This is a genomic window from Streptomyces sp. NPDC017979 (genome assembly GCF_044328175.1).
Taxonomy (GTDB): Bacteria; Actinomycetota; Actinomycetes; order Streptomycetales; family Streptomycetaceae; genus Streptomyces.
Genome location: NZ_JBIRGU010000008.1, coordinates 285,935 through 299,152, shown reverse-complemented (window position 1 = coordinate 299,152; position 13,218 = coordinate 285,935). Strand labels below are relative to the sequence as shown.

The following is a 13,218-nucleotide window of genomic DNA, read 5'->3' as shown; positions in this document are numbered from 1 at the left end:
AGGTGGTGGTCAGACGGGGTCCGCTGCGAGCACCGCCGCGGAGAAGGTGAAGCCCATGCCGGTGCCGATCAGGAGCAGGTGTTGGCCGGGCTCCAGCAGGTCGTGGCCGATCACGTGGTCGAGCGAGTGGAGTTGGTCCACCGAGCCGAGGTGGCCGATGGTGCGGCCGAGTTCGGCGAGGGTGTGGCGGGGTGCGAGGTCGAGGGGGCGCTCGAAGCTGTCGCGGTACAGGGTCCGGCCGACGTAGGGCGCCAGCAGCCAGTCGACGCGGTCCGGGGTGACGTCGGCGTCGGCGAGGGCGCGGGCGACGACGGTGCGGGTGCAGTCGGCGGTCCGCTGGATGACGTCCCGCAGGGAGACGTCGCCGCTGGACAGGAACTCCCGGGTGCGGCGCCGCATGTCGGGGCGCTCCGGCGGCGGTGCGGTGCGGAAGGGCTCGGCGCCGCGGGAGAGTCCGCCGAGTACGGTGTCGGTCTCGGAGACGTGGGACAGCAGCCGGAGCCGGCCGCCGCCGCGGGTGAGCACGGCGGCTGCGGCGCCGTCGCCGAAGACGATGCCGGGCGAGGTGTGGAAGCGGTCGGCGGGCGGGGCGAACCGGTCGGCGACGGTGACGAGGGCGGTGGTCAACTCGGGGCGGGCGGTGAGGGCGTTGGCCGCGATGTCGAGGGCGGCCATGGAGCCGTTGGACCAGGCGGAGACGGCCTTGGGCATCTCGGGGAGCCGGGTGCCGAGGAGTTCGCCGGCGATCCAGCACGGCGCGGACCACATCTCGATGCCCTGGAAGCTGGCCTGTCCGTGCAGGTGGAGGGTGTCGGGTCCGGTCGTCGCGCCGAGGGCGGCGGCCTCCTTGACGGCGAGCCGGCCGGCGGCGACCGCCATCTCGGCGGGTGCCGCGGTGGCGCGCGAGTAGCTGACCATGCCGGTGCTCTCGGCGGCGAGCGGGTCGTAGGAGCCGTCGTCGACGGCGGTGGAGATGGGGACGAGGTCGCCCAGGACGCTGCCGGTCCCGGCGATCCAGACGTCATCGAACCTCATGGCCGGTCGCTCCTTCCGATGGCGGTAGGTGGGGCAGGTCGCGCAGGTGGTGTTCGCCGGAGAGCAGTCGGGCGGGGCCCGCGATCCCGGTGAGCACGGCGTGGGCGCTGCGCACCAGGACGCGGCCGACGGCCGAGTCGATCGCGCCGGCGAGGTGGGGCACGCTGGTGCGGTAGCGCACCGAGTAGACGGCGGTGCAGCCGCCGTCGGGGCGGTCCACGGCCGACCACGAGCCGGCGAGTTCCTGGAAGTCGCCCTCGACCTGGGTGAAGGCGATGCGGTGGGGCGTGGTGTCGTCGGGCGCGGGGGCGGTGGACTGGACCCATCGGGCGGTGCCGCCGCGGAAGGCGAGCACCCAGCGGCGCGCGCCGTCGCCGACGTCGTCGACGGAGAGGATGTCGGGGGCGTGGGCGGGGAAGTCGTGGTCGGCGCCGAGGCGGCTGATCAGTTCCCGGGCCGAGCAGTCGAGTTCTGCCGTGAGCGTGCGCGGTCGCATGGGTGGTCGCCTTCTGTCGGGGTGTACGGGTTCGGCGGGTGCGGGCTTCGCGGTGCGCGGGGTCAGCGGGGGCCGCCGGGCCGGATCACGCTGACGGCCTGGAGGTGGGTGGTGCGCAGCATGGGGTGGCTCGCCTCGCCGAAGGCGCCCCCGGTGAGTCCGGTGCCGCCCTGGTTGGGCAGGAAGGGCAGGAAGCCGCTGTGCGAGTCGTTGACCTTGAGGTTGCCGCCGTTGGTGACGGTGTCGAGGTAGCGCTCGATGGTGCCGGGGTCGCTCGTCCACAGGGAGTTGCGCAGCCCGTAGGCGTTGGCGTTGACGAAGGCGAGGACCTCGTCGAAGAGGGCGTCGTCGCTGCCGCCGGCGGCGGGGACGACGATCGGCAGGAGGGGGAAGAAGGTCTCGTCGCGGACGACGGAGAGGTTCCGGGCGCCGTGCAGTCCGTCGATCCTGACCACGGTGGGCTCCAGGAAGAACCCGGTGTCGCTGGGGCGTCCGTCGACCTCCAGTCGGCGTCCGCCGTGGACGAGCCGGGCGCCGCGGGCCAGCGCCTCCGCCAGGCAGCCGTAGAACCAGTCGGCGCCGAGGACGGGGGTGAGGACGACGCCGGGCTCTTCGGGGAAGCCGGGGCGGATTCCGCTCATCGCGGCGACGAGGCGTTCGATCAGCTCGTCGGCGATCGCCGGGTGGGCGATGACCTGGTTGGGCACGTTGCAGATCTGGCCGGAGTTCATGAAGAACTGCGTCAGGCTCTGCACGGCGTCGTCGAGGTCGGCGTCCCGCCACACCACGCAGCAGTCGTTGCCGGCGAGCTCCAGGATCGGCTTCTTGCGGGCCGCGACGCAGTCCTGCTCGAAGCGCAGGCCCATCGCGCTGCCGCCGAAGTAGATGACGTCGTCGACGTGTTCGCTGGCGAGCCAGGCGTCCAGCATCGGTGCGCCGCACAGGGCGTTGAGGGTGCCGGCGGGGGCCCCGGCGTCCTCCAGGACCGGTGCCACGACCTCGCGCATGGCGTACATGCAGCTGAGGGGTACGCCGCGGGGGGCGCGCACGACGAGGGTGTTGCCGGACAGCAGGGCGGTGAGGCCGTTGAGGGCGTTGACGGTGGCGGCGTTCTGCGGCGGGTTGAGGCAGACGACGCCGTCGGGCACCCGGCGCAGCGTCATCTCCCGTACGCCGTCGTGGCGCGTGGTCGCCATCTGCTCGGCGCACCACTGGAGGGTCTCCTCGCTCCAGCCGGTCTCCGGGAGCCCGCTGATCATGCCTTCGGCGACGGAGCGGGGCTGGCCTTCGGCGACCAGCAGGTCCACCAGGGGCTCGCGGTGGGCGAGCAGGCGGCGGGCGATCTGCCGGCCGATCTCCAGGCGCTCGGCGAGGGGGACGCGCGCCCAGGCGGGGGCGGCGGCTGCGGCGGCTTCGAGCGACTGCTGCACCATGGCGTCGTCGGCGAGTTCGCAGGCGCCGGCGACGACGTCGCCCGCGGCCGTCAGGTCCGCCTTGCCGAGGTCGAGGTCGCGCTTGAGCCGCAGGCTCGGGAAGGTGTCCTCGATGATGGCGCGCGTGGTCACCGTGTGCACCCGGTGTCCGCTTTCGCTGGTTACCTCACGACCGCCGATGTAGGCGGGATAGACCCTGGTCGTCACGTTGTCCCCTCCGAGCACTCCGTTGCGCGACCGCGCTGTGGTTACCAGTCAAAAAGTTAAGTTGGTAACCGAGTCGCGGCAATGAGCCCGCGATAAGGCTTGGTTGTCACTCGAAGAAGGCCGTCGCGGGCCGCGGAACGAAAGCAGCCGGCCCCCGGGGTGTCCCGGGGGCCGGCTTGGGGGGAGGGAAGGGCAGCAGTGGGGTCAGACGGGTACGGCTTCGACGAGTGAGTAGCGGGCCGGCGCCAGCGGTGTGACGTCGGCGAGCTCGAACCCGGTGCGGGCGCACAGCGCGGCGAAGTCGGCGCGGGTGCGTTCTCGCCCGCCGAGGTTGACGAGCATGTTGAGGTCGCTGAGGTGCGGCAGTGGTGACGCGGCTGCGTCGACCACGTCGGGCAGTACGGGTTCCACGATCAGCAGCCGGCCGTCCGGGGGCATCGCTTCCCGGCAGTGTCCGAGGATCCGTTCGGAGCGCACGTCGTCCCAGTCGTGCAGCACGCTCTTGAGCAGATAGGCGTCGGCGCCCGCGGGCACCGAGGTGAAGAAGTCGCCGGTGGCCGTCGTGCAGCGGTCGGCGACCCCGGCCGCGGCGAAGGTCGCCCCGGCTTGCGCCAGGCCCTCCGCGGTGTCGTACAGCAGGCCCCGCAGCCCCGGGTGGGCGCACAGGACCGCGGACAGGAGGGTGCCGTCGCCCCCGCCGACGTCGGCGAGCGTGGTGAAGCGCCCGAAGTCGTACGCCGCGGGCAGGATCCGGGCGGCCGCTCCGGTGTTCTGCCGCATGGCCGCGTTGAAGAGGTCGTTGAGTTCCGGCTCGCGGGCGAGGTGGGTGAAGAAGTCCGTGCCGAAGGCTTCGTCGAAGGCCGGGCGCCCGGTCCGCACGGCCCCCTCCAGACCGCGCCAGCCGTCGAGCATCGCCGGGTCGGTGCACATGCGCACGAAGGAGTGCAGCGAGTCGGGCCGGTCGGTGCGCAGCAGGGCGCCCTGCCCGGTGAGGGCGAAGTGCGCCGGACGCGCCTCGCTGACCAGACCCAGGGCGGTGAGGGCCCGCAGCAGCCGGTGCAGCGCGTCGGGGTCGCAGGAGAGTTCGTCCGCGAGCTCCCCGGCCGGCCGCTCGCCGTCGCCGAGCCGGTCGGCGATGCCGAGGGCGGCCATGGCACCGATCGCCCGGGTCTCCATGTGTGCGCAGACCAGTCGGGTGATCTGCTCGCGGTCCACGGGCGGACGTCCGCCTTCGGGGGGCGCGGTGGCCGTCGCGGGTCGGCCGGTGGTGGTGTGCGACATGCTCTTCCTCCGTCCCACGGGCGCGGTGCGGCTGCCCGGTGTGGCGACAAATGGGGTACGGCACTGGGGTACGGCGCTGATCGCCGCGGGTCGGGTCAGCGGTAGTGCAGGGCCTGGCTCCAGTCCTCGCCGGGGCCCAGCAGGCTGCGCGGCTTGACCACGTCCCGGCCCTGCGCGAGCACTTCGTTCGGCACCAGCGCACCGGGCGGCAGCGCGGTGATCTCGCAGGGGACGCCCAGCACGCGGTCGACGGCCGCGGTCAGCTCGCGCACGGCGGCGTCCCGGTGCTCGTCGGGCACCTCGAAGTGCAGCCGCAGCACGTCCGGTTCGGCCCGGGCGCGCCAGAACAGCACCTCGTACGCGAGCGGCAGGTCGAAGACCAACTCCTCCAACTGGTGCTGGGTCACGTTGCGGCCGGCGACGGGGTGCCCGAAGGCGGACCGGCCGAGGACCCGGACCGTGGGCAGGTGCCAGCCGCAGCCGCAGGGGTCGTTCGAGACCTCGACCTCGTCCTCCAGGTTGTACCGCAGCAGCGGCATGGCCTCGCGGTACAGCGGGGTCACCACCAACTGGCCGCTGCCTTCGGCGCTGAAGCGCCCGGTGCTCGGCGAGTACACCTCGAACAGCACCCGGTCCGCCCACAGGTGCAGCCGCCCCTCGGGGCACTCCCCCGCCAGGCTGCCGGTCTCCGTGGAGCCGTACTCCTCGACGACGGGCACGCCCCACAGCTCCCCGATGCGCCGACGGCGCGCGGGGGTCAGCGGCTCGCCGCCGACGAAGACGGCCCGCAGGTCGGGGAAGTCCTTCTGGGGCGACAGGCCCGCGGCCCGCGCCGCGGCGGCCCACATCAGGGGCTCCGTGGGGATCGACCAGGTGAGGGTCACGCCGAGGTCGTGCAGGGCCCGGATGACCCGTACGTACGGCATGGCGAGCGAGCGGTAGTCGCCGGGGACGACCAGCGCCCCGCGCATCCGGGCCGCGGCCTGCGCCAGATGACCGGTGATCATCAGGGCGTAGGGGGTCCGGACGAAGAGCGTGTCGTCGGCGGTGATGCCGACCCACTTGCGGGCGTAGCGCTCGGCCAGGTCGACCCAGTCGTCCTCGGTGTAGTACGAGGGGGTGGCCTGGCCGGCGGTGCCGCTGGACTCGTGGTAGGTGGCCAGTTCGCTGCGCTCGACCGCGAGCAGTCCGAAGGGGTACTGGTCCCGCAGGTCCTGCTTGGTGGTCGGCGGCAGGGCGGCGAAGGCGTCGGCGTCCGCGGGGAAGGCCGGGGTGCCGGGCCCGGCCGCGGCTCCGGCGCCGGGGGCCGCGCCGGAGCCGTGCCGGGCCCGGTAGAAGGGGGTGCGCGCCGCCCAGGACAGCACCTGCGGGAGCCGTGCGCGCTGGAGTTCGCGCAGTTCCTCGATGCCGTTCCAGTCGCCTATCTGTGGCAGTGCGGGCCGCATGGGTTCTCCTCGGTCGAGTCGTCCCGCCGCCGGGGGGTGCGCGTCCGGAGGGGGTCAGGTCTTCTTCCGGCCGCCGTGGGGAGGCTCCCCGGCGGCCAGCCGTTCGACGTACTGCGCGATCCTGCGCTGCCGCGTCTCGGGCAGCTTCGCCTTCTGGACGTTGAGCAGGATCAGGTAGCTGTTGCTCTTGCTGAGGGCGGCGAAGGCCGTGGCCGCCGCCGGGACGGCGTCGAGCGCCTGCCGCAGGTCGTCGGGGACCTCGGCGGTGCTCGGCGGGTCGTACGCGGCGGCCCAGCGGCCGTCCTCCTTGGCGCGCTCGATCTGTTCGAGGCCGGCGGGGCGCATCCGTCCCGCGTCGATCAGCTCCGTGACCTTCGCACAGTTGATCTTGGACCAGGGGCTGCGGGGCCGCCGGGGGCTGAAGCGCTGGGCCCACCAGCCGTCGGGGGTGTTCGCCGACGACGCCTTGCCGTCGATCCAGCCGTAGCACAGCGCCACGTCCAGGGCCTGGTTCCGGTTGATCGAGGGGACCGGGGTGCCCTTCTTGGGCAGGGCGACCCAGACCTCCTCCGCGCTCTGGTGGTGCTTCTCCATCCACTCGGTGAAATCCTCGACCGTGGTGAACACACGGGTCTCTTCCATCATCAAGCCGCCAGCTCTCCGTTCGGGTACCGGTTTCACCGTAGGCAGGTCGGGGCGGCGGCACCACGCAGCCACGATGAGGACTGCTTCTCGCCTCGATCACCCCGGACCGTCCCGGGGACGCATCCGCAAGGCCCCGACCCGCCCGCCCGGCTGATCAGCCCTCACCTCCCGGGCCCGGCCGGAGCAGACCGACGAGGACGTCCCCGATCAGCTCGGTGCCGTTGCGGGTGAGCACCGACTCGGGGTGGAACTGCACGGAGGCGTAGCCCGGTCCGCGCAGCGCGTCCACCTCCGGCCCGGTGGCGGCCCGGAACACCTCGACCGTGCCGCCCCGCACGGGGCACGCGAAGCGGTCGCCCGGCGCGACGGCGGTGTAGGTGTTGTAGAAGCCGACGAGTTCGGTGCGCCCGAAGACGTCGATCTTCCGCTGCACCCCCTGGTTGGGGACGTCCCGGCGGGCCAGTTCGAGGCCGAGGACCGTGCTCAGCGCCTGGTGCCCCAGGCAGATGGCGAGGAAGGGGGTGGCGCCGGCGAGCAGCCGGCCGGCCAGCTCCCGCAGCCGGGCCATCTTGGGGTCGTCGCCGTCCGTCGGGTCGCCGGGCCCGGGGCCGAGGACGACGGCGTCGTACGCGTCGAATGCGTGCCCGGTCCGCTCCAAGCGCTCGTCGTCGTACCGCACCACCGTCGCCTCGCACCCCAGGGCGTCGAGGATGAGCGCGGTCATCGCGGTGAAGGCGTCCTCGGCGTCGATGACCAGGACGGTGCGGCCGACGAGCTCCGGCACGCGGCGGCTGCGCCGCTCGGGGTGGGCGAACCAGAAGTCGGCGAGCGGACGGTTGCGCTCTGCCAGGGCGCGGCACACGTCGGGGTGGGCGCGCAGGTCCTGCACGGGTGCGGCGACGGTGCCGGCGCCGACCGGTCCGCGCAGCGCCTCCAGCAGCCCGGCGGCCTTGGCCCTGGTCTCCGCGGCTTCCGAGTAGGGGTCCGAGTCCCGGACGAGCGTGGCGCCCACCGCGATCCGCAGCCGGCCGGCGGCGTCGATCTCGGCGGTGCGGATCAGGATGGACGAGTCCAGGGAGCGTCGGCCCGTCGCGTCACGGCCGATCAGGGCGACCACGCCGGCGTAGTAGCCGCGGCCCTCGGGCTCGTACTTGCTGATGACCCGACAGGCGCTCTCCAGCGGGCCGCCGGTGACGGTGGGCGCGAACATGGTCTCGCGCAGGACGTCCCGCACGTCGAGGGTGCTGCGGCCCTCGATCAGGTACTCGGTGTGGGCCAGCCGGGCCATCTGCTTGAGCGCGGGACCCACCACGCGTCCGCCCGACTCGCAGATCCGGGCCATCATCTTCAGCTCCTCGTCGACCACCATGTACAGCTCGTTGGTCTCCTTGGTGTCGGCGAGGAAGGCGAGCACTTCGGCCGGGTCGGGGCCGGTGTCCGGGTAGCGGTAGGTGCCGCTGATCGGGTTCATCACCACGGTGCCGGCGTCCAGGGTGATGTGGCGTTCGGGCGAGGCGCCGATGAAGGTCCGCTCCCCGGTGTGGATGACGAAGGTCCAGTGCGAGCCGGGGTCCCGGCCCAGCAGCCGTCGGTAGAACGACAGCGCGGTCCGCGGCGAGTAGTCGGTCAGTTCGGCGGAGAAGGCCCGTTTGATGACGAAGTTGGCGCCCGTGCCCCGGCCGATCTCGTCGTCGAGGATGCGGCGCACGGTGGCCGCGTAGTCGTCGTCGGAGTCGAACTCGGCGCCGTCGAAGCGGATCGGCACGTCGGGCAGCCGGGCGGCGACGTCGGCGACGGGCAGCACGGTCTGCGCGGTGACCGTCATGGTCACCAGGGGTGCGCCGTCGTCGGGGCAGGCGAAGCCGCGTTCGCCGATCTGTCGGTACGGCAGCAGGGCCAGCACCTCGTGGCGGCTGTGGCCGCCGTCGGGCGGCAGCGGGATGTCCGCGATCCGCTCCACCGCCGCCGTCTCGCCGACGATCAGGTCCAGCTCGCCGGGCCCGGTGGCGCCGGGCCGGTGCAGCAGGGCGAACGGCGGGGTGTCCGGGCCGAGGACCAGGTCCAGCAGGTCGGGGCCGGTGCGGGTGGTGCCCACCGGGCCGCGGGCGCCCCGCGTTCCCGTCCGGCGGCGTCCGCGCCCCGGGCCGCGGGTCGCGGTGTCCGGCGCGGCCGGTCGGGTCGTTCGGGGGAAGGTCGTGAAGGGCGGTACGGAGCTCATCGCACTCCTCCGTCCAGCATGGTCAGCGCGGCGGCGGTGGAGAGGGTGACCGAACAGCGGGACGCCACGTAGTCGAGCGCCATCCGGTGGTACTCGGGCGTGAAGTCGGCGACCGCGTCCGCCACCACGAAGGTCTCGACGTCGTTCGAGAACCCTTCGTGGGCGGTCATCAGGATGCCGACGTGCGCGTACACCCCGCAGATCACGAGCTGGTCGCGGCCCCGGGCGGCGAGCAGGTCGAGCAGCCCGGTGCGGCAGAAGGCGCTGGGGCGCCACTTGGTGAACACCACGTCGTCGGCGGCGGGCGCGAGGGCGTCGGGGATGGCGCGGTGGCCGGGGTCAGCGCTCATGCCCGTGCCCCAGAAGTCCTTGAGCAGGCCGCGCTGTTCGTCGCTCATGCCGCCGGGCTGGGCGGTGTAGACGACCGGTGCGCCCAGCGCGGCGAACCGCTCGCGCAGTGCGCGCACGTTCGTCAGCAGGTCGGCGAGGGGTGCGCGGTCGGCGGCGAAGGGCTGGAGGAAGTAGTGCTGGACGTCGTGGACGAGGAGTACGGCCCGCTCGGGGTCGATCGTCCAGGGCGCCACGTTCGCGGGCAGTTCGTCTTCGGCCGGCATGGGGTACGGCTCGATCGTCGGGATCGCCATCGGTGCTCCATCGGTCTGGGGCTGGGGCTGCTTGGGGTCCGGGCGGTGGTGGTTCAGTGGCCGAGGCCGGCGCCGCCGTCGACGGTGAGGGCGTGCAGGGTGATGTGCGCGGCCCGGTCGGAGAGCAGGAAGACGACCGCGTTCGCGATGTCCTCGGGGCTGGCGAGCCGGCCGAGCGGGATGCCGGCGCGGAAGGTCGGCCCGTCGCCCTCGATCGACACCCGGCGGGCGTCGTCGCCGTTCCACAGGGAGGTCAGCATCGGGGTGTCGGTGGAGCCGGGCGCGACCACGTTGCAGCGAATGCCGTGCCGGGCCAGCTCCAGGCCCAGGTTCTTGGTGAAGCTGGTCGCCGCCGCCTTGGAGGCCGCGTACGCCGCCATGTTCCAGCGGGGGGTGACCGCGGCGTTGGAGGCGACGGTGACGACTGCGCCCCGGCCGCGCGGGATCATGCGCCGCGCCACCGCCCGGCTGACGTTGAAGACGCCGGTGACGTTGACGGCGAAGGTGAGGTTCCAGTCGTCGTCGCTGAGCTGGGCGGCCTGTCCGGTGCGCAGCACCCCGGCCGCGTTCACCAGGCTGTCGATCGGGCCGAGTTCGCGTTCCGCGCGCTCGACGGCGGTGTCCACTTCGGTGCTGGCGGCCACGCTCGCCGGGTAGCCGTGGACCCGGTGGCCCTCGGCGGTGAGTTCCTTGACGAGCGACTGCAGGTTCTCCCGGTCGGCGTCGACCGCGGCCACCGCCGCGCCCTCGGCGACCAGTTGGCGCACCACCGCCGCGCCTATGCCGCCCGCCGCTCCGGTGACGAGCGCTGTCGTGTACCGCATCTGTCATCCCTCTCCTTCGTGTGCCGCCGCCGGGTGCGCTCGGCGACGAGGCCGGGGTCGACTCCGAGACAGCGCACCGAGAAGGTTCCGATCGCCCGGAGGTAGTCCGCTTCGAGCCGTTCTTCGTCGAAGCCGGTGCAGTGCCCGCCCTGGACCACGGTCCGGCCGGCGACCAGCACGGTGTCGACGTCCATCGAGCCGCCGAGGGCGAGGAAGCCCTCCAGCGGGCGGGTGTTGAGCAGGTAGCGCCAGTCGTCGGCCGGCACGAGCACCAGGTCGGCCTGTTTGCCGGGTTCGATGCTGCCGATCTCGCCGGACCAGCCGAGCCCCTTGGCGGGCAGCCGGGTGGCCATGGCGAGGGCGTCCGTCGGGAGGACTTCGGTGGGGTCGGCGTACATCTCGTTGAAGGTCTGCCACACCGCGCGCATGGCCTCCGCCATCCCGCCGACGGGCATGGGTGCGCCGTCGGTGGACAGGGAGACGTCGAGCCCGGCGCGGCGGAACTCGGGCATGGCCCGGGTCTCGGTGAGCGTCGACTCGCCGGCGGGGCCGTACTTGGCCGGGGAGAAGTTGATGTGGGAGCGGGCGTCGACGAGCAGGGCGCGCTCTTCGCGGTCGGCGAAGGCGCAGTGCACGGCCGTGAACCGGTCGCTGAGCAGGCCGAGTTCGGCGAACCGGCGCACGGGGGTGGCGCCGTGGTACGCGGCCATCACCTCGACCTCGTTGCGCAGCGCGCCGACGTGGGTGGCGAACGGCACGTCGTAGCGCCGGACGAGTTCCGCGAAGCCGGCGCCGAGTTCGTCGGTCATGTTGACGCCGTAGACGGACGTCGGGCGGGCGCGCACCAGTCCGCTGGTGTCGCGCTCGCAGGCGCGCAGGAGCGCTTCGATGCGGGTCAGTACGGTGTCGGCGTCCCGGGTGCGGCGGAAGCGGGTGTCGCCGGGGGCGCAGACCGCGTCGCTGGCCCACGTGCTCACCGAACAGCGCATGCCCAACTCGCGGGCGGCGGTCGCCAGGGCTTCGGGGCGGTTGAAGGATCCGACGTCCCCGAGGGTCGTGACGCCGGAGCGCAGTTGCGTCCACATCGAGTAGCGGGCGATCGCCACCGCCTCTTCGGCGGTGAGCATCTCGATCTGGTCGTAGAAGGAGTCGAAGAGCGTGGATATCTGCTGGATGTCCCCGCCCAGGGCCATGAAGGCGGGTTTGTCGTCCCGGTCGTGGGGCGAGCGCTGCGCGCCCTTGAACACGAAGCGGGTGGCGAACATGTCGTGCCAGTGCGGGTTCACCAGGCCGGGCAGCACGAGCTTGCCCCGGGCGTCGAGCACCCGCAGCCCGACCCGGGTCGTGGGCGTCAGCGCGGCCTCGACCTGCGCCGTCGGCCCGGCAGCGGTGATGCGACCGCCTTCGATCAGTACGGATCCGTCGGGTACGACCTGCGCCCCGACGTCCGCCGGGTAGAGGTACCCGCCTCGGACAAGCAGTGCACTCATCTGCTGGGTCCTTTCGTGTCTCCGTTACCACCAATGAAGTTACGTAGGTAACAGGCGGGGAGCCACGGGCCCTCGATAAGGGGTTCTTCTCGTTGCGCGAAGAAAGCGGGGCGGCGCGGGGGGCGGAATGCGCGGCCGACGGGTGCACGATGGAGGGGAGTTCAGCGCGGGGAATGGGAGAGGCCCGCCGCCCGGGAACGTTCCGGACGGCGGGCCTTGAACTTGGCCGCGGCTACTCAGCGCGCCGCCCCGTCAGCCCACCGCCCGTCAGCCCACCGTACGGAAGAAGGCGCGCAGGTCGTCGACGAGGAGTCCGGGCTCCTCCAGGGACAGGAAGTGTCCGCCGCGCTCCAACTCGGTCCAGCGCACGACGTGGTGGTCGCGCTCGGCCCAGCGGCGCACGGTGACGTCGTGGGCGGACACCAGCACGGCGGTCGGTACGGTGCCGGGCGCCGCGCCCCAAGCGGCCTCGGGCTGTGACGTGCCCTCGCCCTCGCCGGCGCCGGCGCCGGCGTCGGCGCTCCAGGCGGCGGATTCGTCACCCCACGAGTTCGCGGACATCTCCTCGTAATAGACCTGGGCGGCGGAGCCGGCGGTGCCGGTGAACCAGTAGAGCGAGACCTCGGTGAGGATGCGGTCCCGCTCGATGCCGTCCTCCGGAAGGCCCTCCTCCGGGTGCGTCAGCTCCTTGAACTTCTCCACCATCCAGGCGAGTTGCCCCACGGGCGAGTCGGTCAGCGCGTACGCCACGGTCTGCGGGCGCTTCCCGTTGCACTGGAGGTAGCCGTCGTTGAAGTCCTGCATCGCCTGCCAGCGCTGCCGTTCCACTTCCGTGAGCCCTTCCATCTCGCCGTCGACGCCGGCGGGGAAGGTGATCATCGCGTTCATGTGCACGCCGCTCACGTGCTCCGGCGCCTGCTTGCCGACCTCGGGCGCAACCCACGAGCCCGTGTCGTACCCGTGCACGCCGTACCGCTCGTACCCGAGGCCCGCCATCAGCCGGACCATGGCCCCCGCCATCGCGGCGGCGCCCGTGCCCGGTCCGGCCAGCGGGGTGGAGAAGCCGAACCCGGGCAGGGAGGGGATCACCAGGTGGAAGGCGTCGGCCGGGTCGCCGCCGTGGGCGCGGGGATCCGACAGCGGCCCGACGACGTCCAGGAAGTCGACGAAGCTCCCCGGCCAACCGTGCAGCAGCAGCAAGGGGGTGGCGCCCGCTTCGGGCGAACGGACGTGCAGATAGTGCAGGTTCTGCCCGTCGATCCGGGTGCGGAACTGCGGGTACGCATTGAGCGCGGCCTCCTGGGCGCGCCAGTCGTACCGACTCCGCCAGTACTCGGCGAGCTCCTTCAAGTACCCGACGGGCACGCCCCGACTCCACCCGACCCCCGGCAACTCGTCGGGCCAACGAGTGGCGGCGAGGCGGGTGCGGAGGTCGTCGAGGTGGCTCTGGGGAACGTCGATGCGGAAGGTTGTGCTGTCCATGCGCTCAAGCTAGGCACC

At 72.8% G+C, this 13,218-nt stretch carries 11 protein-coding genes; all 11 read right to left on the bottom strand.

What is annotated here, in order from left to right; all coding sequences use genetic code 11:
* Nucleotides 1-9 precede the first annotated feature (9 nt).
* The 11 genes from ACH4E8_RS22205 to ACH4E8_RS22155 all read right to left on the bottom strand — a co-directional run bounded on the left by ACH4E8_RS22205 (nt 10) and on the right by ACH4E8_RS22155 (nt 13,200).
* Nucleotides 10-1,035, bottom strand: coding sequence for a 3-oxoacyl-[acyl-carrier-protein] synthase III C-terminal domain-containing protein (locus ACH4E8_RS22205; protein ID WP_398450736.1), 1,026 nt, complete (start codon nt 1,033-1,035; stop codon nt 10-12).
* Entirely contained in the window at nt 1,022-1,531 is a 510-nt protein-coding gene (locus tag ACH4E8_RS22200) for an SRPBCC family protein (protein ID WP_398450734.1), read from the bottom strand. The genes ACH4E8_RS22205 and ACH4E8_RS22200 overlap by 14 nt, the downstream gene beginning before the upstream one ends.
* A gap of 62 nt (nt 1,532-1,593) precedes the next feature.
* Nucleotides 1,594-3,171 carry an aldehyde dehydrogenase family protein gene (locus ACH4E8_RS22195; RefSeq protein WP_398450732.1) on the bottom strand — a complete coding sequence of 526 codons (1,578 nt, stop codon included), beginning with the start codon at nt 3,169-3,171 and terminating at the stop codon, nt 1,594-1,596.
* Nucleotides 3,172-3,375: 204 nt separating this feature from the next.
* Nucleotides 3,376-4,452, bottom strand: coding sequence for a methyltransferase (locus tag ACH4E8_RS22190; protein ID WP_398450730.1), 1,077 nt, complete (start codon nt 4,450-4,452; stop codon nt 3,376-3,378).
* Between the two features lie 95 nt (nt 4,453-4,547).
* The gene (locus ACH4E8_RS22185) at nt 4,548-5,897 is read right to left on the bottom strand and encodes a phenylacetate--CoA ligase family protein (protein ID WP_398450728.1); all 1,350 of its coding nucleotides are present in this window, start codon (nt 5,895-5,897) and stop codon (nt 4,548-4,550) included.
* A 54-nt stretch (nt 5,898-5,951) separates the two neighbouring features.
* Complete coding sequence (locus ACH4E8_RS22180; protein ID WP_398450726.1) at nt 5,952-6,524, bottom strand: YdeI family protein; 573 nt, start codon at nt 6,522-6,524, stop codon at nt 5,952-5,954.
* Between the two features lie 172 nt (nt 6,525-6,696).
* Complete coding sequence (locus ACH4E8_RS22175; RefSeq protein WP_398450724.1) at nt 6,697-8,760, bottom strand: anthranilate synthase family protein; 2,064 nt, start codon at nt 8,758-8,760, stop codon at nt 6,697-6,699.
* The gene (locus ACH4E8_RS22170) at nt 8,757-9,404 is read right to left on the bottom strand and encodes an isochorismatase family protein (RefSeq protein ID WP_398450722.1); all 648 of its coding nucleotides are present in this window, start codon (nt 9,402-9,404) and stop codon (nt 8,757-8,759) included. Before ACH4E8_RS22170 ends, ACH4E8_RS22175 begins: the two co-directional genes overlap by 4 nt.
* A 53-nt stretch (nt 9,405-9,457) precedes the next feature.
* Nucleotides 9,458-10,228 (bottom strand): 2,3-dihydro-2,3-dihydroxybenzoate dehydrogenase, encoded by a 771-nt coding sequence (locus ACH4E8_RS22165; RefSeq protein ID WP_398450720.1) that lies wholly within the window; start codon nt 10,226-10,228, stop codon nt 9,458-9,460.
* Complete coding sequence (locus ACH4E8_RS22160; protein ID WP_398450718.1) at nt 10,183-11,718, bottom strand: amidohydrolase family protein; 1,536 nt, start codon at nt 11,716-11,718, stop codon at nt 10,183-10,185. Before ACH4E8_RS22160 ends, ACH4E8_RS22165 begins: the two co-directional genes overlap by 46 nt.
* Nucleotides 11,719-11,985: 267 nt before the next feature.
* Nucleotides 11,986-13,200, bottom strand: coding sequence for an epoxide hydrolase family protein (locus ACH4E8_RS22155; RefSeq protein ID WP_398450716.1), 1,215 nt, complete (start codon nt 13,198-13,200; stop codon nt 11,986-11,988).
* Nucleotides 13,201-13,218 lie beyond the last annotated feature (18 nt).

What these genes read in the sequence shown, in the direction of transcription:
- ACH4E8_RS22205 (WP_398450736.1), bottom strand. Translation starts at nt 1,035, where the DNA reads ATGAGGTTCGATGACGTCTGGATCGCCGGGACCGGCAGCGTCCTGGGC.
- ACH4E8_RS22200 (WP_398450734.1), bottom strand. Translation starts at nt 1,531, where the DNA reads ATGCGACCGCGCACGCTCACGGCAGAACTCGACTGCTCGGCCCGGGAA.
- ACH4E8_RS22190 (WP_398450730.1), bottom strand. Translation starts at nt 4,452, where the DNA reads ATGTCGCACACCACCACCGGCCGACCCGCGACGGCCACCGCGCCCCCC.
- ACH4E8_RS22185 (WP_398450728.1), bottom strand. Translation starts at nt 5,897, where the DNA reads ATGCGGCCCGCACTGCCACAGATAGGCGACTGGAACGGCATCGAGGAA.
- ACH4E8_RS22175 (WP_398450724.1), bottom strand. Translation starts at nt 8,760, where the DNA reads ATGAGCTCCGTACCGCCCTTCACGACCTTCCCCCGAACGACCCGACCG.
- ACH4E8_RS22170 (WP_398450722.1), bottom strand. Translation starts at nt 9,404, where the DNA reads ATGGCGATCCCGACGATCGAGCCGTACCCCATGCCGGCCGAAGACGAA.
- ACH4E8_RS22165 (WP_398450720.1), bottom strand. Translation starts at nt 10,228, where the DNA reads ATGCGGTACACGACAGCGCTCGTCACCGGAGCGGCGGGCGGCATAGGC.
- ACH4E8_RS22160 (WP_398450718.1), bottom strand. Translation starts at nt 11,718, where the DNA reads ATGAGTGCACTGCTTGTCCGAGGCGGGTACCTCTACCCGGCGGACGTC.
- ACH4E8_RS22155 (WP_398450716.1), bottom strand. Translation starts at nt 13,200, where the DNA reads ATGGACAGCACAACCTTCCGCATCGACGTTCCCCAGAGCCACCTCGAC.